The organism is Roseomonas sp. USHLN139, assembly GCF_037145735.1.
Taxonomy (GTDB): Bacteria; Pseudomonadota; Alphaproteobacteria; order Acetobacterales; family Acetobacteraceae; genus Pseudoroseomonas.
In genome coordinates this window covers 1,293,045-1,311,302 of the sequence record NZ_JBBCWY010000001.1, presented here as the reverse complement: position 1 = coordinate 1,311,302, position 18,258 = coordinate 1,293,045, and the positions used below count along the sequence as shown (strand labels likewise).

19 protein-coding genes and 1 tRNA gene are annotated in these 18,258 nt (G+C 72.1%); 4 read left to right on the top strand and 16 right to left on the bottom strand.

Annotated elements, in window-relative coordinates; translation table 11 throughout:
- The 3 genes from WFI16_RS06075 to WFI16_RS06065 all read right to left on the bottom strand — a co-directional run bounded on the left by WFI16_RS06075 (position 1) and on the right by WFI16_RS06065 (position 1,916).
- Positions 1-381 (bottom strand): hypothetical protein, encoded by a 381-nt coding sequence (locus WFI16_RS06075; RefSeq protein WP_419896891.1) that lies wholly within the window; start codon positions 379-381, stop codon positions 1-3.
- A gap of 89 nt (positions 382-470) precedes the next feature.
- Positions 471-1,010, bottom strand: a complete 540-nt coding sequence (locus WFI16_RS06070; RefSeq protein ID WP_419896890.1) for a hypothetical protein — start codon at positions 1,008-1,010, stop codon at positions 471-473.
- A 48-nt stretch (positions 1,011-1,058) separates the two neighbouring features.
- Positions 1,059-1,916, bottom strand: coding sequence for a LysR family transcriptional regulator (locus WFI16_RS06065; protein ID WP_419896889.1), 858 nt, complete (start codon positions 1,914-1,916; stop codon positions 1,059-1,061).
- Between the two features lie 104 nt (positions 1,917-2,020).
- On the opposite strand from WFI16_RS06065, the gene WFI16_RS06060 reads away from it, so the two are divergent.
- The gene (locus WFI16_RS06060) at positions 2,021-3,052 is read left to right on the top strand and encodes a bile acid:sodium symporter family protein (protein WP_419896888.1); all 1,032 of its coding nucleotides are present in this window, start codon (positions 2,021-2,023) and stop codon (positions 3,050-3,052) included.
- A gap of 10 nt (positions 3,053-3,062) precedes the next feature.
- Entirely contained in the window at positions 3,063-4,310 is a 1,248-nt protein-coding gene (locus tag WFI16_RS06055; protein WP_419896887.1) for an amidase, read from the top strand.
- Positions 4,311-4,485: 175 nt separating this feature from the next.
- Here the strand turns inward: WFI16_RS06055 and WFI16_RS06050 are convergent, their stop codons facing one another.
- The 6 genes from WFI16_RS06050 to WFI16_RS06025 form a co-directional block, all read right to left on the bottom strand.
- Positions 4,486-5,544, bottom strand: a complete 1,059-nt coding sequence (locus tag WFI16_RS06050) for an alcohol dehydrogenase (RefSeq protein WP_419896886.1) — start codon at positions 5,542-5,544, stop codon at positions 4,486-4,488.
- 103 nt (positions 5,545-5,647) lie between these two features.
- Positions 5,648-6,742 (bottom strand): toxic anion resistance protein, encoded by a 1,095-nt coding sequence (locus tag WFI16_RS06045; RefSeq protein WP_419896885.1) that lies wholly within the window; start codon positions 6,740-6,742, stop codon positions 5,648-5,650.
- Positions 6,739-7,464: a hypothetical protein gene (locus WFI16_RS06040; RefSeq protein ID WP_419896884.1), complete on the bottom strand. Its 726-nt coding sequence runs from the start codon at positions 7,462-7,464 to the stop codon at positions 6,739-6,741. Before WFI16_RS06040 ends, WFI16_RS06045 begins: the two co-directional genes overlap by 4 nt.
- The gene (locus tag WFI16_RS06035) at positions 7,464-7,622 is read right to left on the bottom strand and encodes a hypothetical protein (protein WP_419896883.1); all 159 of its coding nucleotides are present in this window, start codon (positions 7,620-7,622) and stop codon (positions 7,464-7,466) included. The genes WFI16_RS06040 and WFI16_RS06035 overlap by 1 nt, the downstream gene beginning before the upstream one ends.
- 118 nt (positions 7,623-7,740) lie before the next feature.
- Positions 7,741-9,735, bottom strand: coding sequence for a PhoX family protein (locus tag WFI16_RS06030; RefSeq protein WP_419896882.1), 1,995 nt, complete (start codon positions 9,733-9,735; stop codon positions 7,741-7,743).
- A gap of 109 nt (positions 9,736-9,844) precedes the next feature.
- Complete coding sequence (locus WFI16_RS06025) at positions 9,845-10,549, bottom strand: GntR family transcriptional regulator (protein ID WP_419896881.1); 705 nt, start codon at positions 10,547-10,549, stop codon at positions 9,845-9,847.
- 83 nt (positions 10,550-10,632) lie between these two features.
- On the opposite strand from WFI16_RS06025, the gene WFI16_RS06020 reads away from it, so the two are divergent.
- Complete coding sequence (locus WFI16_RS06020) at positions 10,633-11,805, top strand: benzoate/H(+) symporter BenE family transporter (protein ID WP_419896880.1); 1,173 nt, start codon at positions 10,633-10,635, stop codon at positions 11,803-11,805.
- A 49-nt stretch (positions 11,806-11,854) separates the two neighbouring features.
- On the opposite strand, the gene WFI16_RS06015 is transcribed toward WFI16_RS06020, so the two are convergent.
- From WFI16_RS06015 to WFI16_RS05995, 5 genes are all read right to left on the bottom strand, one after another.
- Complete coding sequence (locus WFI16_RS06015) at positions 11,855-12,619, bottom strand: SDR family oxidoreductase (RefSeq protein WP_419896879.1); 765 nt, start codon at positions 12,617-12,619, stop codon at positions 11,855-11,857.
- 31 nt (positions 12,620-12,650) lie between these two features.
- A tRNA-His gene (locus WFI16_RS06010) sits at positions 12,651-12,726 on the bottom strand.
- Positions 12,727-12,834: 108 nt separating this feature from the next.
- Positions 12,835-13,008: a DUF1328 domain-containing protein gene (locus WFI16_RS06005; protein ID WP_076955885.1), complete on the bottom strand. Its 174-nt coding sequence runs from the start codon at positions 13,006-13,008 to the stop codon at positions 12,835-12,837.
- Positions 13,009-13,083: 75 nt separating this feature from the next.
- Complete coding sequence (locus tag WFI16_RS06000) at positions 13,084-14,688, bottom strand: cisplatin damage response ATP-dependent DNA ligase (protein ID WP_419896878.1); 1,605 nt, start codon at positions 14,686-14,688, stop codon at positions 13,084-13,086.
- Positions 14,685-15,755 carry a ligase-associated DNA damage response exonuclease gene (locus WFI16_RS05995; RefSeq protein WP_419896877.1) on the bottom strand — a complete coding sequence of 357 codons (1,071 nt, stop codon included), beginning with the start codon at positions 15,753-15,755 and terminating at the stop codon, positions 14,685-14,687. The genes WFI16_RS06000 and WFI16_RS05995 overlap by 4 nt, the downstream gene beginning before the upstream one ends.
- A gap of 105 nt (positions 15,756-15,860) precedes the next feature.
- Between WFI16_RS05995 and WFI16_RS05990 the strand changes: the two genes are divergently transcribed.
- The gene (locus tag WFI16_RS05990) at positions 15,861-16,496 is read left to right on the top strand and encodes a hypothetical protein (protein ID WP_419896876.1); all 636 of its coding nucleotides are present in this window, start codon (positions 15,861-15,863) and stop codon (positions 16,494-16,496) included.
- Positions 16,497-16,562: 66 nt separating this feature from the next.
- On the opposite strand, the gene WFI16_RS05985 is transcribed toward WFI16_RS05990, so the two are convergent.
- Both WFI16_RS05985 and WFI16_RS05980 read right to left on the bottom strand, forming a co-directional pair.
- On the bottom strand, positions 16,563-17,309 hold the full coding sequence (locus WFI16_RS05985; protein WP_419896875.1) for a peptidase: 747 nt from the start codon (positions 17,307-17,309) through the stop codon (positions 16,563-16,565).
- On the bottom strand, positions 17,306-18,256 hold the full coding sequence (locus tag WFI16_RS05980; protein ID WP_419896874.1) for an alpha-E domain-containing protein: 951 nt from the start codon (positions 18,254-18,256) through the stop codon (positions 17,306-17,308). Before WFI16_RS05980 ends, WFI16_RS05985 begins: the two co-directional genes overlap by 4 nt.
- Between the last annotated feature and the right edge of the window lie 2 nt (positions 18,257-18,258).

Here is an 18,258-nt window from a genome sequence, read left to right as displayed (position 1 = left end):
TCAGCGGCCTCGCCGGCTCCGCGCGGGCGGGGTGGCGGCCGGCGTCGGCGCCGGCGTGGCCGGGGTGTCGACGGCGGCGGCCGGGGCGGCCTGCTGCTGCGCATTGGCGCCGCGCAGGCATTCCTGGATCATCTGCTCCATCTCGAAGCGGGCGCCCATCTGGCTGCGCTCCAGCGGATTGCCGATATAGGCGCCGCTGCCCATGCGCGACTCGGCTTCGTCCACCCGCATGGTCTGGCCGCGCTCGCGGTAGCGCATCTGCCGCTCGGCATCGACGCGGCAGGCGGCGCGGGCGGCGTCGTTCTGCTGCTCCTCGGCGCTGCGCGGGGCCACGGCGCAGGCGCCCGTCAACAGCAGCAGGGGAAGGACAAGGCGTTTCATGGCGCGCTCCGGCGGGTCTGGTCACGAAGTCTGAGGGGCAGAGTCTGACAGGGGCGCGGCCGGCGCGCAGCCCCCCAAAGACAAGAAAATCAGGGCGAGGCGATGCGCCCCGCCCCCTCCCCGGCGGCCGCCGCGCCGGACGGGCCGGCGATGCGGTTGGACAGGAGGCGCTTCATGGCGGCCTCGTCGAACCGCCCCGCCGCATCCAGCGGCTGCACCGCGGCGGCGGAGAGCAGCGCCGGATGCAGCTCGATCCCCTCGGCGCCGATGGCGAAGAGGCCGCGCAGCCAGCGGGCGCGGCCCATCAGCTCGACCAGCGCCAGCAGCCGCAGGCACAGCGCCAGGCCCTCCAGCCGCTCCAGCCCGACGCTGCGGTCGACCGCCTCGGCCCAGCAGGCGGCATCGGCATCGGCCAGCGCCAGCACCACGCCGGAGGCGAAGGCCAGGCTGCGATGCGGCCCCCAGGCCTCGGCGGCGGCGGCGGCGCGCGCGGCGTCCCAGGCCAGGCTCAGGGCGCGGGGGGCGACGGGCGGCAGGGATTCGGGGCCGCCGGGCACGGCATAGAGCAGCGCCCCGTCGGCGCCGACCGCCACCCGGATGGTGGCGCCTTGGGAGCGGGCATCGGACATGGCCGCGAAAATGGGGGTTCCGCCCGCTCTCCGCCAGGGGGCCGGGTGTCAGCCGTCCGGCTGCCATTCCGGCGGGCGGGCCAGCAGCGCCTCGATCAGGGCGGCGGCGACGCGGTGCTGCGGGCCGGGGCCGATGACGACGAACTCGATCTCGCCCAGCGGCGGCAGGTGGCGGGAGGGCGGCAGCGGCGCCAGCCCCGGCGGCAGCAGCCGGCGCGAATGCGGCGCCACCCCCAGCCCCGCCTGCGCCGCGGCGCGCAGCCCGCTGAGGCTGGCGCTGGAACAGGCGACGCGCCAGGAGCGCCCGGCCGCCTCCAGCGCGGCCAGCGCCAACGCCCGGGTGATGGAGGGCGGCGGGTAGAGCACCAGCGGCAGCGGCAGCGCCGGGTCGGGGCGCCAGCCGGGGCGGCCGACCCAGGCCAGCGCCTCGCGCCAGGCCAGCTGGCCGCGCGGATCGCCGGCGCGGCGCTTGACCACGATGACGTCGAGTTCGCCTGCGTCATACCGCTCATAGAGGATGCCGCTGAGGCCCACGGTCAGCTCCAGGTCCACCGCCGGATGCGCCTGGATGAATTCCGCCAGCACCTGGGCCAGCTGGGCAGAGACGAAATCCTCCGAGGCGCCGAGGCGGATGCGGCCGCGCAGCTGGCTGCCCTCGAGGAAGCGCTGCATCCGCGCCTGCGCCTCCAGCACCTGACGGGCGAAGTCGAGCAGCGCATCGCCATCCGGGGTCAGGCCGACGGCATGGGTGTCGCGGGCGAAGAGGGCGCGGCTGATCTGCTCCTCCAGCTTGCGGATATGCTGGCTGACGGTCGATTGCCGCAGCCCCAGCCGTTCGGCGGCGCGGGTGAAGCTGCGCGTCTCGGCGACAGCCAGGAAGGAGCGGAGCAGCAGCGGCGGGACCATTCTTTCCTGTTATCATAAATCGTGGTGACTGATATCAGAAACATTCCCTCGCGGAATGAGAGCGGTGGGCCTAGCTCTGCGGCACTGCAACCGGAGCTGCCGCGATGCCCGCCTTCCTGCGCCGCCTGCGCATCGACCCCTTCCTGATCCAGCTGGTGGCGACCGTCATCCTGGCGGCGCTGCTGCCGGCGCAGGGCCGGGCGGCCGAGGCCATGACCCAGGTCGCCTCGCTGGCCGTCGCCCTGCTGTTCTTCCTGCATGGCGCCAAGCTGGCGCCGAAGGCGGTGCTGGACGGGCTGCTGCACTGGCGGCTGCAGGCGCTGGTGGCGGGCTCGACCTATCTGCTCTTCCCGCTGCTCGGCCTGGCGCTGACCTTCGCGCTGAAGCCCTTCCTGCCGCCGATGCTGGCGCTCGGGATTCTCTTCATCTGCGTGCTGCCCTCGACCGTGCAGTCGTCGATCGCCTTCACGGCGGTGGCGCGCGGCAACGTGCCGGCGGCGCTCTGCGCGGCGACGCTGTCCAACCTGGTGGGGATGCTGCTGACGCCGCTGCTGGTGGCGCTGCTGATGCGGACCAGCGGCGCCGGCGGCTTCTCCACCGACATCGTCAAGGATATCGCGCTGCACCTGCTGCTGCCCTTCGCGCTCGGCCAGGCGGCGCGGCCCTGGATCGGCGGCTTCCTGAAGCGCAACAAGCTGGTGGTCGGGCTGGTCGATCGCGGCTCGATCCTGATCTCGGTCTATACCGCCTTCTCCGAGGGCATGAATGCCGGCATCTGGCAGCAGATCGACCTGGCCACCCTGGCGCTGATCGTCGCGGTCAACGCGGCGCTGCTGGCGGCCGTGCTCGGCGCCACCCGCCTGGTCAGCCGCCGCATGGGCCTCTCCCGCGCCGACGAGGTGGTGGCCGTCTTCTGCGGCTCGAAGAAGAGCATCGCCAGCGGCATCCCGATGGCCAATATCCTGTTCCCCGCCGCCAGCCTGGGCCTGATCGTGCTGCCGCTGATCCTGTTCCACCAGCTGCAGCTCTTCGCCTGCGCCGCGCTCGCCCGTCGCTATGCCGCCCGCGCCGAGCAGGAGGAAACGAAAGCCGAGGCCCCTGCCCTCGCCTCTGGACCGATGCCGCATTTGGCCTAGCATCGGGGCCATGACCCATCCCGCCGATCTCTCCGCCACCGAAGCCCTGCGGCGCATCGCCGCCGGGCAGCTGACCGCCGACGCCCTGTGGGAAGCCTGCCAGGCGCGCATCGCCGAGCGCGAGCCGGTGGTGCGCGCCTTCACCATCCGTGCCGGCGCCGCCCCGGCCGTGGTCGCCGGCCCGCTCGGCGGCTTGCCCGTGGGCGTCAAGGATGTGCTCGACACCGCCGACCTGGCCTCCGAATACGGCTCGCCGATCTGGGCCGGCCACCAGCCGCGCGCCGATGCCTTCGCCGTCAGCCGCACCCGCTCGGCCGGCGGCCGCGTTATCGGCAAGACGGTGACCACCGAATTCGCCACCCGCCAGCCCGGCCCGACGACCAACCCGCACGACGCCCGGCGCACCCCTGGCGGATCGAGCTCCGGCTCCGCCGCCGGGGTCGCGGCCGGCTTCTTCCCGCTGGCCTTCGGCACGCAGACCGCGGGCTCGGTGCTGCGCCCCGCCGCCTATTGCGGCATCGCCGGCTTCAAGCCCAGCCACGGGCTGATCCACCGCGCCGGCATGAAGGTGATGAGCGAAAGCCTCGACACCATCGGCGTCTTCGGCCGGGGCGCCGCCGATTGCGCGCTCTTCGCCGGGGTGCTGACCAACCAGGACTTCTCCGCCATCGCCGAGACCGCGCCGCGCGTCGCGCTGTGCTTCGGCCCGGCCGAGGACCGCCTGTCGCCGGAGACCCGCGCCCTGCTGGAGGACACCGCCGCCCGCCTGTCTGCCGCCGGCGCCCGGGTGACGGCGCTCGCCCTGCCCGAGGCGGTGCACGCCGTGCACGAGATCCATGCCACCGTCATGCATGGCGAGACCCTGCAGGCCCTGGCCTGGGAGCGGGCGCATCACCGCGACCGGATTTCCGAGGTGCTGAACGAGCGCCTCGACTGGGCCGAGACGATGAGCGCCGCCACCCTGGCGCAGAGCCGCGCGACCTTCGCCACGGGCCGCGCCGCCTTCGCCGCGCTGATGGCGGATCACGACATCCTGCTGACCGCCTCTGCCCCCGGCGAGGCGCCGGAAGGGCTGCATTCCACCGGCGAGCCTGCCTGCAACGCGCTGTGGACCGCGCTGCACGGTCCCTGCATCAGCCTGGACGCCGGGCGGGGCCCGGCCGGGATGCCGCTGGGCATTCAGCTGGTCGCGCCCTTCGGCCAGGACGCGGCGCTGCTCGGCTGGGCGCAGTGGGTGGAGCGGGTCATCGGCAAGTAAGACAGAGGCAGGCCAGGGGAATGAATTCCCCTGGACCCCTTCTTTTTTATGTCCGATTGCCATGTCCCCGTGAAGACGGGTGCGCCACGGCCCGGCAGACGCGGCGCTGACTTCTGAATCAGAAAGAAGATGGGGGTCCGGGGGAATTCCTTCCCCCGGCCTTTCTTCTGTTCCTTCAGGCCGCCGTCAGCACCACGCGCCCGTTGATCTTCCCGTCCTTCAGGCGGTTGAGCACGTTGTTCACCTCGGAGGCCGGCGTGGTGCTGACCGGCAGCGGCGACAGCTTGCCCTGCTGCGCCAGGCCGACGACCTCGCGCAGTTCCTGCGGGTTGCCGACATAGCTGCCGCGGATGGTCAGCGCCTTGGTGGCCATCAGCGGCAGCGGCACGTTCATCTCGCCGCCGAACAGGCCGACCTGGATCAGCTTGCCGCCCTTGCCCAGCGCGTCGATGGCGAAGCGCGCGGTCTGGGTGCCGTTGACCAGGTCGATCACCGCCTCGACCGGGCCGCCGCAAAGCGCGACTAGGCGGGCGGTGGTGTCCTCGCCACCGGCCTGCAGCGTGTCGGTGGCGCCGGCCCTCTTGGCGCCTTCCAGCTTCTCGGCCGAGATGTCGACCGAGATGATGCGCTTGTGGCCCAGCGCCTTCAGGATCTCGATGGCGTTGAGGCCGAGGCCGCCGGCGCCGACCACCACGATCGGCGTCTCGGGCGGCAGCGGCAGCACCTTCTGGATCGCCGAATAGACGGTGACGCCGGAGCAGGCATAGGTCGCGGCGACGGCGGGGTCGATGCCGTCGAAGGCGATCAGGTGCTTCGGGCTGCGGGCGATGACATGGGTGGCGTAGCCGCCGTTCTGGAACACGCCCATGCTGCGGGCGGCCACCTGGCACATGTTGTCCTGGCCAGCCTGGCAGCGGTTGCACGTGCCGCAGCCGAGCCAGGGGAAGACGATGCGCACATCGCCGACCTGCACGCCCTTGGCATCCGGGCCCAGCTTGGCGACACGGCCGACGATCTCATGCCCCATGGCCAGCGGCAGGACCACGCCGCGGTCCTTCAGCGACATCTTGCCGCGGCTGCCCATGTCGTAGCTGCCTTCCCAGATGTGCAGGTCGGAATGGCAGACGCCGCAATGCGTCACCTCGACCAGCACTTCCTCACCGACCGGCTCGGCCAGCGGCATCTCGATGTTCTGCAGCGGTTCCCCGCATTCGACCACGGCCCAGGCGCGCATGTCGACTTCTCCCTTCTTGGACTCAAGGGATGGGAAACCCTGGCGGGCGGCGGGTCAAGCCCCCCGCCCCCAGGATCAGGCTGGTAGAATCAGGCGGGCAGGATCAGGCCCGGCGGGTGGAGGGCCCGGCGGCGCTCAGGGCGCGGCGGATCTCGGCCTCCGCCTTGGCCAGCTCGGTGGTCGCCTGGCGGCGGGCGGCGCGGCCTTCCTCAGCGATGCGCAGGCTGTCCTCCAGCGTCGCCACCAGCGCGGCATTGGCCTGCTGCACGGCGGCCAGGTCGAAGACGCCGCGCTCCACCTCGATGCGCGCCTCGGCATTGCCCTGGCGCAGCGTCTCGGCGTTGGCCGTCAGCAGCTTGTTGGTCAGGTCGGTCGCCGCGCGCACCGCGCCGCTGGCCTCACGCATGTTCTGGATGGCCAGCGCCTGGGCCAGCTGGGTGCGCCACAGCGGCACCGTGTTGGCCAGCACCGAATGGATCTTCGAGGCCAGCGCCTTGTCGTTCTCCTGGATCAGCCGCATGCCCGGCAGCGACTGCATCGCCACCTGCCGGGTCAGCCGCAGATCATGGACGCGGCGGTCGAGCTCGTCGCGCGCCGAGCGTAGGTCGCGCAGCCGCTGCGGCCCGAGCGGATTGTCGTTGTCGGCGGCGGCGGCCACCGCCTGCGGGATCACCTCGGCATCGGTGCGGGCCAGCACCGTCTCGCCGGCGGCGATATGCTCGGCCAGGGCGTGGAACCAGTCGAGCGTCGCGCCATAAAGGCGTTCGAGGCGCTCGACATCCTCCATCAGCCGGGTGCGGTGGTTGTCCAGCTTGTCGCCGATGGTCTCGATCTGGCCGCGCACCGTCTCGTAGCGCTGCAGCACCACGGCGGCCTCGGCGCCGGCGCGGCGGAAGACGCGGGCGAAGAAGCCGGGCTTCTCGCCGAGCGCGGTCACGTCGAAGCCGCGCAGGGTGGAGAGCAGGCCGGACAGCGCCTCGCCCGCCTCGCCGGTCGCCTGGTTGCGCACGGCGCCCAGCATGGCATCCGCCGCCGTCGCCGCACGGGTCTGCGCCTCGGCACCGAAGCGCAGGATGGTGGAGGGGTCGCGCAGGTCGATCTCGGCGGCCAGCGCGGTGACCCGCTCCGGCGCGATGGTCTCGCGCGCCAGGGTCTCGGTGGCGGCGACACCCGGGGAAGTGCCGATGGAATGGCTCATGCGTAACCCTCCTCTCGCAGTCGGTCGGCCAGCACCTTGACCTGGATCTCCAGCGCCTCGGTCTCGGCGGCGCGCACCCGGTCGCGCAGCTGGATGCTGCCGCGCGCCATGTCCTCGACCAGCTCGCCCAGGCTCGGCGGCGGCTCGGCCCCCGCGCGCAGCCGGCCATTGATCCGCTCCAGCCCGTCCAGCTGCAGGTTGAGGAAGCGGCGTGCCTCGGTCAGGGCGCCGGGACGCTCTGCCAGCTCGGCCAGCAGGGTGCCCAGCGCGGCGACGGCCGGGCGCAGCCGGGTATCGGCGCCCTGCAGCACGGCCAGCCGGGCGCGCGGCCGCTCCAGCAGGTCGGGCGCCGGCGGCGGCGGCGGGGCGACGGGCGCCGGCGGCTCCTCCACGGCCGGCAGCGCGTCCTGGTAGAGCAGGCGGGCGCCGAACCAGGCCATGCCACCGAAGACGACGGCGCCGAGCGGCGCCACCCCGGCGGACAGGCCGGCGAGCAGGCCGGTGGCGACGCCGACCAGCACGGCAGCCGGCTGCGACTTCCCGCGCCGCAGCCGGTGCACCGCCAGCCCCAGCAGCAGCAGGCCGAGCAGGATGCCGAGCAGCGGCCGCTGCGCGCCGCCGATCAGGTTGACCAGCAGCGCCGGCAGCAGCGGCAGCGCCACCAGCACCAGCATGGCGCCGCGCAGGCGGCGCAGCTCGCGCCGCAGGGGCTCGACCGGCATCAGCTGAACAGCCCCACCAGGGCGCGGAACAGCGCCAGCAGCGACACCAGCCAGAGCGAGAAGCCCAGCAGCGCGAAGCCGCCGAAGCGGCTCAAGGCGCCCTGCCCCGACGGCAGCGTCACCGGCGGGCGGCGCAAGGGAGGGAAGCGACGATTCATGGTGCAGAGATTGCCCCGCCAGGGGTGAAAAAAAAGCCGCCCGCCCAAAAACCCCCTACAAAAAGCGGCGCCGGGGGCAGAGCCGCCCCCGGCGCCAGCCCTGGTCATGCCGGGCGGTTCAGGACCCGATGGCACCGCCGCCGCGCCGGACGATGGCGATGACGCTGGGCCGCGGCGGCAGGGCCGCGTCGAAATCCGGCCAGCGGGTGGAGGGGTTTCCGAAATTGCTGCCCTTGTCGTCGCCCGGATGCTGGATCGCCAGGAACACCGTCTGGTCGTCCGGGGTGAAGCAGGGGCCGCAGACCTCGGCGCCGGTCGGCGCCTGGTAGAACAGCCGGGTCAAGCCGCGGCCCGGCCCCTCGGTATCGGCGGCATAGAGCCCGTCCGCCACCTTGGAGGTGCCCGGCGCGCCATCGGTGGCGATCCAGATGCGGCCCTTGCTGTCGAAGGCGCAATTGTCCGGGCAGGACAGCCAGCCCTCGGCGCTGGTGCCCTGGTGGTACTGCGCGCCGGCATCGACGCCGGGCCGGCCGGCCACCAGGAAGATCTCCCAGCGCCCCTCGGTCGCGGCGTGGTCCACCTTGTCGGTGCCGGCGCCGGGCGGGATCATCTCGATGACATGGCCATGCGCGTTGGCGGCGCGCGGATTGGCCTTGTCCACCTGCTCCGGTTTGCGGCGGGTGTTGTTGGTCAGCATCGCATAGACGCGGCCATTGGCCGGGTTGGGCTGGACGTCCTCCGGCCGGTCCATCGGCGTCGCCTTCAGCAGGTCGGCGGCGCGACGCGTCTCGATCAGCACATCGGCCTGGCTGGCGAAGCCATTGGCCTCGGTCAGCGGGCCCTGGCCCTGCACCAGCGGCAGCCACTCCATGCGGCCATCCTCCAGGAAACGGGCGACATAAAGCGTGCCCTCATCCAGCAGGTCGCGGTTGGCGGCGCGGTCATCCGGGTTCCAGGCGCGGGCGGTGACGAATTTGTAGACATAGTCGAAGCGCTCATCATCGCCCGAATAGAACACCACGCGGCCATCGGCGGAGACGGCGTGGGTGCAGCCCTCATGCTTGAAGCGGCCGAGGGCGGTGCGCTTCACCGGCGCCGCCTGCGGGTCGTAGGGATCGATCTCGACGATCCAGCCGAAGCGGTTCGGCTCGTTCGGCTCGGCGTCGAGGCTGAAGCGCGCGACATGCCTGTTCCAGCCATAGCCCGCCTTCTCGACGATGCCGTAGCGCTTGTAGGCGGCGGCCTGGGCGCCGGTGGTGGCCGTGGCGCCGCCGAAATACTGGTTGAAGTTTTCCTCGGCGGTCAGGACGGTGCCCCAGGGCGTGCTGCCGCCGGCGCAATTGTTCAGCATGCCGAGCACCTGGCGGCCGGTGGGGTCGGCGCTGGTCTGCAGCCGGGGATGGCCTGCGGCCGGGCCGCTGATCCGGATCGGCGTCCCGGCGGTGATGCGGCGGTTCAGCCGGCCGGCGGCGACCGGCGCCCAGCGGCCGTTCTCGCGGCGGATCTCGACCACCGACATGCCATGCGCCGCCATCTCGGTCAGCGCCTGTTCCCGCGTCGGGTTTTGCCGCGCCAATTCCTCATCGGTCAGGCCCGGGAACATCAGATGCGGGTCGGTGTATTCATGGTTGACCGTCAGCAGCCCGTGATCGGCCGTGCGGCTGCCCTGCGGCAGCGGGAAGAACTCGATGAAGTCGTTGTTGTAGCCGAACTGCATCGCCTGGGCGGCGGCGGTCTGGTGCTGCGGGTCGAAGGCCGGCGCATCCGGCAGCACGGCATCGCCCCAGCGGATCACGGTCTGGATCTCGTAGCCCTCGGGCACCGCGTCGCGCTCGGTCATCTGGTGCGCGATCTCGCGGAAGCCGAGGCTGCTGCCGGCCCCACCCTGCGCCGCCATCCCCTGCGCCGCCGCCGGGCTGGCCGAGGCGAGCAGCTGGCCGCTGAGCCCGGCCGCCGCGCCGGCGCCCAGCAGGCCGCGCAGCGCGGCGCGGCGCGACAGGCGGCGCTCGACCAGCTCGCCGATCGTCTCGCGCGGCGTCGGGTTGCTGCCAATATCCTCGAGCTCGAGGCGCTCGCGCGGCATGGCGCCGCCCTGGTCGGTGCTGTGGGTCATGAAGCTCGTTCCGTGCCGGCAGCGCCCCGGGGCGGGCGCCGAGGCCCGCAGGAACACCGCGCGGCGCGACAGCCGGATGACAGTCCGGAGAAGTCTCGGTGACAGCGTGTCAGGCGTCGCGCGGGGCACCGCGCCGGGTGAAGAAGGCCGCGATGGCGGCGGCCGCCTGGTCCAGGTGCCGCTCCAGCACCGCCACCGCCGCCGCGACATCGCCCGCCCCGGCGGCGGCCAGCATGGCGCGATGGTCCTGCTGCGCCATGTGCTCCCGCCCCTGCGCCGCCAGGTGGAAGCGCAGGTAGCGGTCGAATCCGGCCAGCTCCTGCCCGACCAGCGCCAGCATGCGCGCATGGCCGGCGGCGCGGTACAGCGCCATGTGGAAGCGCCGGTTCAGCTGGCCCATCCGCGCCGGGTCGGCCTCCTCGTCCATCGCGGCGATCAGCTGCGCCGCCTCGGCCAGGTCGGCGGCCGTCAGCCGCGGGATCGACAGGCGCAGCACCGCCGGCTCCAGCGCCCGGCGGATGGCATAGCCGTCGGCGGCATCGACGGCGGAGATGGCGGTGACCACGGCCCCGCGATGCGGCAGCACATCGACCAGCGCCTGCGCCTCCAGCTGGCGCAATGCCTCGCGCACCGGCATGCGGCTGACGCCGAAGCGCGCCGCCAGCTCCTCCTGCCGCAGCGCGGTGCCACCGGGCAGCCGGCCGTCGAGGATCGCGGCCTTCAGGATGCCCTCGACATATTCAGTGGCGGTGCGCCAGCCGGCGGCCAGCTCGGGCGCCAGGCGGTCCAGCGGGGAGGTCTCTGCGGCAGTCACAGGTCGGGTATCCATCATCCGGCCGTTGATTGGATCCAACATTACGCTACCCTGCCAGGGCGAAGCCAGAGGGAGTTCCGGCCGTGTCGTCATCGCCTGCCCGCGCCGGACTGGTGCAGCCCCTGGTCGCCGGCGTGCTGGCCGCCATCGTCGGCTTCGCCAGCTCCTTCACCATCGTGCTGCAGGGCTTCCGCGCGGTCGGCGCGACGCCGGCGCAGGCGGCCTCGGGGCTGCTCGCCCTCTGCGTCATGCAGGGGCTGCTGGCGATCTGGATGAGCACGCGGCTCAGGCTGCCGATCATCATCGCCTGGTCCACGCCCGGTGCCGCGCTGCTGGTCGCGACCGGCATGCCGGCAGGCGGCTTCCCGGTGGCGGTAGGCGCCTTCCTGATGGCCGGGCTGCTGATCCTGCTGGCCGGGCTGTGGAAGCCCTTCGGCCGCGCGGTCGCCGCCATCCCGCCCAGCCTGGCCAATGCGATGATGGCCGGCATCCTGCTCGACATCTGCCTGGCGCCGATGCGCGCGGTCGGCGCCATGCCGATGCTGGCCCTGCCGGTGATCCTGGCCTGGGCGCTGGCCTGGCGCTTCGTCCGGCTCTACGCCGTGCCGATTGCGGTCGCCGTCGCCGCGGTGCTGATCGTGCTGGCCACCCCGCTGCCGCATGGCGCCCTGGCCGAGATCGCGCCGCGCCTGGAATGGGTCACGCCCGGCTTCTCCGCCGGCGCCGCCATCGGCATCGCGGTGCCGCTGTTCCTGGTCACCATGGCCTCGCAGAACGTGCCGGGGCTGGCGGTGCTGAACGCGCATGGCTACCGGCCCGAGCCGGGGCCCATCTTCACCTGGACCGGCCTGGCCAGCGCCGCCATCGCCCCCTTCGGCGGCCATTCGCTGAACCTGGCAGCGATCACCGCGGCGCTCTGCGCCAACCGTGACGCCCATCCGGACCCGGCGCGGCGCTGGATCGCGGCGCTGGCCTGCGGCGGCGCCTATATCCTGCTCGGCCTCGGCGCCAGCTTCGCGGTGGCCTTCATCGCCGCCTCGCCGCCACTGCTGATCCAGACGGTGGCGGGCCTCGCCCTGCTGGCCAGCCTGGGCGGGGCGCTGACCGCGGCCCTGGCCGATGAGCGGCAGCGCCTGCCGGCCATCACCACCTTCGCGACCACCGCCTCGGGACTGGCAATCTTCGGGATCGGCGCGGCCTTCTGGGGACTCGTCGCGGGCGGGGCGCTGATGACGCTCGACCGGATCAGGAAATAAGAAAGGCCAGGGGAAGGAATTCCCCTGGACCCCATCTTTTTTCTATCAGTCAGACGACCGGGCTCTTGCCGCCGTCGACGTTCAGCGCGGTGCCGGTGATGTAGCCGCCGGCATCGCTGGCCAGGAACAGCGCGGTGGCGGCGAATTCCTCGGGCTTGCCGAGGCGGCCCATCGGCACGGTCTTGCCCTGCTCGGCCTTCCATTCGTCGAAGCTCAGGCCGCGCGGATCGGCGGCATGGCGGCGGACCCACTGGTCGCTCTCGATGATGCCGACCAGCAGGGCATTGACCAGGATGCCGTGCGGGGCACCCTCATTCGCCAGCACCTTGGTCAGGGCCATGCCGGCGGCGCGGCTGACGGCGGTCGGGGCGCCCTCGGCGGGCGGTGCCTTGGCGCCGATGTTCAGCACATTGATCACCCGGCCCCAGCGGCGCTGCTCCATCCCGGCCCAGGCCAGGCGGGTCAGGCGGATGGCGGCGAAGAGCTTCAGGTCCAGATCGTTCTGCCACAGCGCGTCGCTGACCTCGGCGAAGCGGCCGCGCTGGCTGGTGCCGGCATTGTTGACCACGATATCGACCTGGCCGAAGGCAGCGACGGCGCCGTCATAGGCGGCCTGGCAGCCCTCGGCGGTGCTGATATCGGCGGCGATCGGAGTGGCGCCGGTCTCGGCCGCGGCCTGCTGCAGGGTGGCCCGGTCGCGCGCGACAATGGCAACGCGGGCGCCGGCCGCGATGAAGGCGCGCGCCATGGCGAGGCCAAGGCCCTTCGAGCCGCCAGTGATCAGGGCGTGCCGGCCGGCCAGGGATAATTGCATTTTTGGAAAACCTCTTGGACGGGGGAAGAAGTGGGGCGACCTACGGGGCTCGAACCCGTGACATCCACGACCACAACGTGGCGCTCTACCAACTGAGCTAAGGCCGCCATAACCACCTTCCCCCCGGGCCCGCCGGCTGACCAGCGGGCTTCGAGGTGGCGCGGGAAATAAGCCGCGCGCGCGCTGCCGTCAACAGCCCGCGCGCAGCAAAAGCGTCAGAAGATCAGCTCGCCCGCCATCAGCGCCATCACCAGCACCAGGATGAACAGCAGCAGGAAGACGCCGAAGATGATCTTGGCGATTCGCCCGGCCACCGCCGAGACGCCGGTGAAGCCCAGCGCGCCGGCAACGATCGAGATGACGAGGCAGATCAGCGCCCATTTCAGCATGATGGTCCACTCCCCTGGTTGACCCTGGGGGGGCAACGCCGCGCGGGCGGCCCAGTTCCCGCTCGCGGCAAAAATTCAGGCGGCGCGGTTCTCCACCATGGCCATCAGCGTCTCTAGCCGGTCGGCCTCAGCCGCCGGCTTGTCGGCGCGCAGCCGGGCGATGCGCGGGAAGCGCATGGCGACGCCGGATTTGTGCCGCCCCGACAGCTGGGCGGCGTCGAAGACGATCTCAAGGACCAGCGCCTTCTCCACCTCCCGCACCGGGCCGAAGCGGCCGGTGGTGTGGTTGCGGATCCAGCGGTCGAGCCAGACCAGCTCCTGATCGGTATAGCCGGAATAGGCCTTGCCCACCGGCACCAGCTCCTGCCCGCCCTGCCCGTCCTCGCGCCACAGCCCGAAGGTGTAGTCGGAATAGGTGCTGCTGCGCTTGCCATGGCCGCGCTGCGCGTACATCAGCACGGCATCGACCGAGAGCGGCGCCCGCTTCCACTTCCACCACTGCCCCTTCGGCCGGCCGGCGACATAGGGCGCGTCGCCGCGCTTCAGCATCAGCCCCTCGATGCCGGCGGCACGCGCCCCCTCGCGCAGGCCCTCCAGCTGCTCCAGCGAGACGAAGGCGATCTGCGGCGACAGGTCCATGCGGGCCGGCTTCGTCGCGGCGAACCAGGCTTCCAGCCGCTCGCGGCGGGTGTCGAAGGGCAGCGGGCGCAGATCCTCGCCCTGCTCGAACAGGATGTCGTAGACGCGGAGGCCCGTCGGGTAGTCGCGTAGCATCTTCGGGCCGACCACCTTGCGGTTCAGGCGCTGCTGCAGTTCGGCGAAGGGCGCGACCTCGCCGTCGCGCATCACCAGCAGCTCGCCATCCAGCACGGCGTGGAACTCCATCGCCTCCAGGATCTCGGGGAAGGACTGGGAGATGTCCTCGCCGGTGCGCGACCACAGCCGCCGCCCACCCGGACCCGACGATGCCTGGACGCGGATGCCATCCCATTTCCACTCGGCGCGGAAGTCGCGGTGGTCGAGGGCGGCGATATCCGGCGCCTCCAGCGGCTGCGCCAGCATCGGCGAGCGGAAGACCGGCGCGTCGCGCGGATCGGGGCGCGGGCCCCTGCCCTCCAGCCAGGCGAACATCGGCAGATAGGGCGGCGGCACCCCGTGCCAGATTTCTTCCAGTTCCTCGACCGGCTGGCCGGACCAGTCGGCCAGCGCCTGCCGCGCCAGCCGGCCGGAGACGCCGACGCGAAGCCCGCCGGTGACCAGCTTGATCAGCGCGATCCGCCCGCCGGGGTCCAGCGTGTCCAGCCATGCCTCCAGCAGCCCCGGGATCCGGTCCTTCGGCGCGAGCTCCAGGGTCTCCACCACCTCCGACAGGTCGGGCGGCGGCCGGTTCGGGCGGTTCTCGGGCTCCGGCCAGATCAGCGCGACGGTCTCGGCCAGGTCGCCGACATAGTCGTGGCTCATCGCCAGCAGCTCGGGGTCGACGCGGCTGCGCACCAGGTCGCGCACGATCGAGGGCTTGGCCGCCGTGAAGGAAAGCTCGCCGGCGATGGCGGCCAGGCCGATGCCACGATCGGCGTCCTTCTGCGTCGCGAACCAGCGCTTCAGCAAAGCCAGCTTGGCATTGCGGCCGGGGGTGAAGATCAGCCGCTCCAGCAGTTCGGCGAAGGCGGGCAGGCTCATGGGGTGGCGCCCTCCGCCGCCGGCTCGGGCTCGGGTTCGAGGCTGAGATCCTCCTCCTCCTCACGGCCGAGCAGGTGCAGCGCGCGGCCACGCACGCCCCGGCCGGCCAGGGCATGGATCAGCGCCTCCTCCCGCCCATGCGTCACCCAGACCTCGGGGGCGCCGACCTCGGCGATGGTGGACAGAAGCGAATCCCAGTCGGCATGGTCGCTGACGATCAGCGGCAGTTCGACGCCGCGCGCCTTGGCCCGCTGCCGCACCCGCATCCAGCCACTGGCCACCGCCGTCACCGGATCGGCCAGCCGCCGCATCCAGGGGCTGGCCTCGGCCGAGGGTGGGGCCAGGACGATCTCGCCCGGCAGCACCGTCTCGCCGCGCTTCTGCGGCCGCGGCACCGGGCGGAGCTCTCCCAGTTCAATGCCGAAGCGGCCATAGAGCTCGCACATGCTGGCCTGGGCGCCGTGCAGGTAGATCGGCCGGTCGAAGCCGGCCAGGCGCAGCAGCGCGATCAGCCGCTGGCACTTGCCCAGCGCGTAGCAGCCGACCAGATGCGCGCGGTCGGGAAACAGCGACAGGCTGTCGAGCAGCCGCCGCATCTCGCCGATCGCCGGCGGGTGCCGGAACACCGGCAAGGCGAAAGTGGCCTCGGTGACGAAGACGTCGCAGGGCACCGGCTCGAAGGGGGCGCAGGTCGGGTCGGCCTCGCGCTTGTAGTCGCCGGAGACCACCAGCCGGCTGCCCTGCCAGTCCAGCACCACCTGGGCCGAGCCCAGCACATGCCCCGCCGGCACCAGCGTCACCCGCACGCCGTTCTGCAAGACGCTCTGCCCATAGGCGAGCGGCTGCGGGTTGCGCGGCCCGCCGGCGCCGAGCCGCGCCGCCATGATGGCCAGCGTCTCCGGCGTCGCCAGCACGGCGTCATGGCCGGGGCGCGCATGGTCGGAATGGCCATGGGTGATCACCGCCCGCGCCACCGGCAGGGCCGGATCGACAAAGAAATCCCCGGGCTCGCAATAGAGCCCCTGCGGGGTGACACGGATCCAGCTCTCGGGGTGTGGCGCGGCCATGGCCTGGTAACAGCTAAGGGGGGGCTTCGGCTGCACAAGCCCTTGTCATTCGCGCCTCCCCACGCCGCCCGCCGATGATGGGAGCGGTAGCAGAGGATGCAGCGCATGGATCACCCCTCGGATGACCACTCGCATGACCCTTGGGCAGTGCGGCCGCGGACCGGCATCGGCGGGCTGCATTTGGGCATGACCCGCGCCGAGGTTGCCGCCCAGGCCGGGCCGCTGGGCCCGATCACCTATGAGAACGACCTGGGCGCCGGCCCCGGCGACCTCGCCGCACTGCTGCAGTCCTTCGGCGACCTGATCTCGGAGGAGGATATCGCCGCCACCCGGGGCGCCATGGCGGAGGCCGCGCAGCTCCAGCAGGGCATGGTGCTGGAGCATCGCCGCTGCGGGCTGGTGCTGACCTTCCAGGACGGGCGGCTCGCCGAGATCATGGTGCCCCGCGACGGGCCGCCGATCCATATGGACGGGGTCGCGCTGTTCGCGGCGCCACGGATCGAGGCGGTGGCCGCGCTGTCCCGCGCGCTCGGCGATCCGCCCTATTGCGACGGCGAGCATGTCGCCTTCCAGAATGCGCCGCTCTGGCTGCACGGCTTCATGCTGGGCGCGCCGGGCTTCGCGCCCCACCCCGACCGGGAATCGGCCAAGGAGGTCAGCATCGCGCTGCGGGCCCCGGGCATGCGCGGCGTCGCCGAGGTCGAATGGGAGCGCTTCCGGCCGCTGCCCCTGCCGGCCTGACCGCCTGCCGCGATCGGCGGCGTCCACCAGGGCGACCAGGCCCCGCCTGCCGCCGGCGATCCCGCCTCAGGGGGGCGTCGGCTGCAACCAGTCCGGCTCCGGCATGCGCCGGTAGGATTCGCGCAGCGCCGTGGACCAGTCCTCGCGCAGCGCCCTGAAATAGGGATCCTCCTCGGTGATGCGGCGCTGCAGCCGGATCTCCTGCGTGCCCGCCTCATAGACCAGCAGGTCGAGCGGCAGGCCGACGGTCAGGTTGGAGCGCAGCGTGCTGTCCATGCTGACCAGGGTCAGCTTCACCCCATCCTCCAGGCTGGTCTGGTGCAGCAGGGCGCGGTCGAGGATCGGCTTGCCGTACTTATGCTCGCCAATCTGCAGGAAGGGGGTCTCGGGCGTCGCCTCGATGAAATTGCCGGCGGCATAGACCAAATAGAGCCGCACCGGCCCGCCGGCGATCTGCCCGCCCAGCATGATCGAGACGTCGAAGCCCACCCCTTGCGCCTTCAGCATCGGCCCGTCGATGTCGTAGACGGCGCGGATGGCGGCGCCGACCAGCTGCGCCGCGCGAAACATGCTGGGCACCGTCAGCAGGGTGTGCCGCTCGCCCTCCAGCAGCAGCCCCTCCTGCAGGCGGTTCCACACCGCCTGGGTGATCGCGAGATTCCCGGCCGCCAGCATGCAGAGCATCCGCTCACCGGGCGCCGTCGCCGTGTACATCTTGGAGAAGGTCGAAATATTGTCGACGCCGGCATTGGTGCGGGTGTCGGAGAGCATGACCAGCCCCCGCTCCAGCCAGAGCCCGACGCAATAGGTCACGGCTGCCGTCCGTTCAGGTAGAGCTGGCCGATCTCCTGGCCCAGCAGCACGTTCTGGTCGATGAAGCCGGTCAGGAAATCATGCAGCCCGGCTTCCAGCATCCGGTCGATGCGGCCCTGGCGCAACTGCGCGTGCAGCTCCGCGGCGCGGCGATGGCAGGCGCCGCGCTGCCCGCCATTGGCCTCGGCGATCGAGGCCAGGGTCTGCTCGACCCGGCGGTAGCAGGCCAGCAGCGAGCGCGGCAGCTCCGGCCGCAGCACCAGCAGCTCGGCCACCGGCGCCGGCGCCAGGCGGCTGTGGTAGACATGCTGGAAGGCGCGCAGCGCCGAGACCGAGCGCAGCACCGCCTGCCATTGCGCGTAATTCGCCGCATCCTCGGTCGCATCGGCGGCGAAGGCGGCGTGGCGCACGTCGAGCAGGCGCGCGGTGTTGTCGGCGCGTTCCAGCATGGTGCCGAGATGGCAGAAGCGCCAGGCATCGTCACGCAGCATGGTGTCGGCGGCGGCGCCGTTGAACAGCAGCGTGCGGCTGCGCACCCAGTCGAGGAAGCCTGGCAGCCGGTCGCCCTTGATGGCGCTGGAATCGAGGCGGCGGAACTCGATCCAGGTGTCGTTGATCGCCTCCCACATGTCGACGGTCAGCGCGGTGCGCACGGTGCGGGCATTGCGCCGCGCCGCCTCGATGCAGGCGGCGATGCCGGAGGGGTTCTCGGGATCCAGCGTCAGCCACTGCACCGCCGTGTCCTGGCCGAGCACGGGGTGGCGCTGCTGGAAGCCGGGCTCGCAGCCGGTGGCGATCATCAGCGCGCGCCATTCATCGTCCGCGGCGCTCAGCGGGTTGGCCAGCAGCGCCATGCGCAGCGTGGCGCCGAGGCCGCGCGCCACATTGCCGGCACGCTCCGAATAGCGCCCCAGCCAGAAGAGGCAATCCGCCGTCCTGGATAGCATTT